This is a genomic window from Microcoleus sp. PH2017_24_DOB_U_A (genome assembly GCF_020738205.1).
In the GTDB taxonomy this organism is placed as follows: domain Bacteria; phylum Cyanobacteriota; class Cyanobacteriia; order Cyanobacteriales; family Microcoleaceae; genus Microcoleus.
In genome coordinates this window covers 1-1,822 of sequence record NZ_JAEQCT010000028.1, presented here as the reverse complement: position 1 = coordinate 1,822, position 1,822 = coordinate 1, and the positions used below count along the sequence as shown (strand labels likewise).

At 46.7% G+C, this 1,822-nt stretch carries 2 protein-coding genes; both read left to right on the top strand.

Features of this window, described 5'->3' with window-relative positions; all coding sequences use genetic code 11:
- Positions 1-272: 272 nt before the first annotated feature.
- Complete coding sequence (locus JGK07_RS06145; protein WP_293187043.1) at positions 273-527, top strand: hypothetical protein; 255 nt, start codon at positions 273-275, stop codon at positions 525-527.
- Positions 528-610: 83 nt separating this feature from the next.
- On the top strand, positions 611-1,681 hold the full coding sequence (locus JGK07_RS06140) for an Hpt domain-containing protein (protein ID WP_293193838.1): 1,071 nt from the start codon (positions 611-613) through the stop codon (positions 1,679-1,681).
- Positions 1,682-1,822: the final 141 nt, after the last annotated feature.

The window sequence follows — 1,822 nt, the reverse complement described above, 5'->3', positions numbered from 1 at the left end:
AATAGAGGGATTGCCGTTTATTCCTGTAGTTTTAGGACTGTGGACTAAAATTACCAACGTAGATGTCTAACATTGACTACTTTTGGGTAGCTTTGTCCATGTTTTTACGAGCGGTTAGAAAATCCTAACTACTGCTATTTTGACAGGAAGTCCCCAAAAATAATTTATTGGTAACACGCAGCACCGCTAGGATTTTTCATGCCTTTCGATAGATCGATCGACCTCAACGTTCTAGGTACAGTGGGACAAAAGATAAATTGTGGTTTGATATTATGGCATCATCCCAACCCCTCAAAGGTCTTGAATTGATCGACTGCGCCAAAGCCAATGCCCAACAAGGAATCACCACAGCCGCCGAGCTTTGCGGCTACGGAAGCGACCTCAACACTTTTGAGCGGGAACTCAAAGAAGCTTGCCAAAAAATCGGCGTCGAAGTCAAGGAATTGAACGACTTGATTACGGATCAGCAGATGATCAAACAAGGAATGGGCATCGAAATTGCTCCAGATACTCCCTCAGAACTCTAAAATCGATCTCCAGCACACCAGGAAAGAGAGCTAAAACCGCCCAGACACGAGTATTGTCAGTCTTTCACAAGAGGCAGGCTAGAATATTTTGCATGGGAGCTTCTGACTTTTGGCAGGAGTCGTGTTTCCTCCCACGAAGATGGTTCTTTCTGGAGGATGCTGAGATTGTTAGGAGGACTGTCGTGTCAGATCAGCAAGATCGAATAATGCGTTTGTTTATAGAGGAGGCTAAGGAGCACCTCGATACTCTAGAAAATGGTTTGGTGGATTTGAAGTCCACGATGAAAGACCCCGAAATGGTCCAAGAGATGTTTCGAGCCGCCCACTCTGTGAAAGGAGGGGCGGCTATGCTCAGCTTGGATAGTATTAAAACAACCGCTCACCGCTTGGAAGATTGTTTTAAGGTACTCAAGGATGGGCCCGTCAAGCAAGTTGACCAAACGGCAGAATCTCTATTTTTAAAGGGAGTTGATACGCTTAAAGACTTGCTGGCGCGACTGGAAGGGCCTTTTGGCTTGAGGAATGAAGAGGGAGAAAAACTCGTCCAGCAGGTGATGCCAGTTTTTGCTCAACTGGAAACTCATCTCAACAACTTGGCGGCGGGCAAAGTTGTGGCGGTTGCTACTGCTGGAACTCGTGCACCTGTCGCGGCTCCAACAGCGGGCGCCGCGCCGGGGAATTTTGCTGTTCAAGTGATGGTTTTACTGAAAGAGATGTTGCAGGTGTTCAAGCAGAAAGAATCTGCTGCTAGCCGTCAGGAATTGGCGACTGCGTGCGCTCGACTCTATAAGTTGGGAGCTAAATTTGAGCCTTGGCAAAATTTAGTTAAAACTGCTAGAGGGGCGATCGTTAATCCCAAAAACTCTTATAAAGTCTTAGCTCCGCTGATTATCAAAGAGCTCAAGGATGCGGGAGATTTGGTGCAAACGGGGAAAGTTAAGACGATCGCTCCGAGTAAAAATTTGCTACTTTTGGTAGCAGCCCCAAAACCAGCAGAGGTAAGCGCCCCAGCAGCCCCAGCAGCAGCGTCGAAGCAAGTAGCTCTTCCCGCTGAACCTAAGGCGGTAGTCAAGCTTTTGCTCAAAACCTTCAACAAAAAGCAACTCTCGGAAATTGCCAAGTTACTGGTTCACGCCATTAAATCCTCTTCCTAGGAGCAAGAGTTAAGTGGCAAATAGTTTGCTAAACTTATCTAAAGTTGATTGCTGAGAGTCAGTTCCATGTTTGCCGTCAAGCGAGCGCTCAAATTAAATAATACTGAAGCAACCTTGATGGCAAAACACGCAGGCTTTCGG

Excerpts from the sequence above, each read along its gene's own strand:
- JGK07_RS06145 (WP_293187043.1), top strand. The coding sequence starts at position 273 with ATGGCATCATCCCAACCCCTCAAAGGTCTTGAATTGATCGACTGCGCC.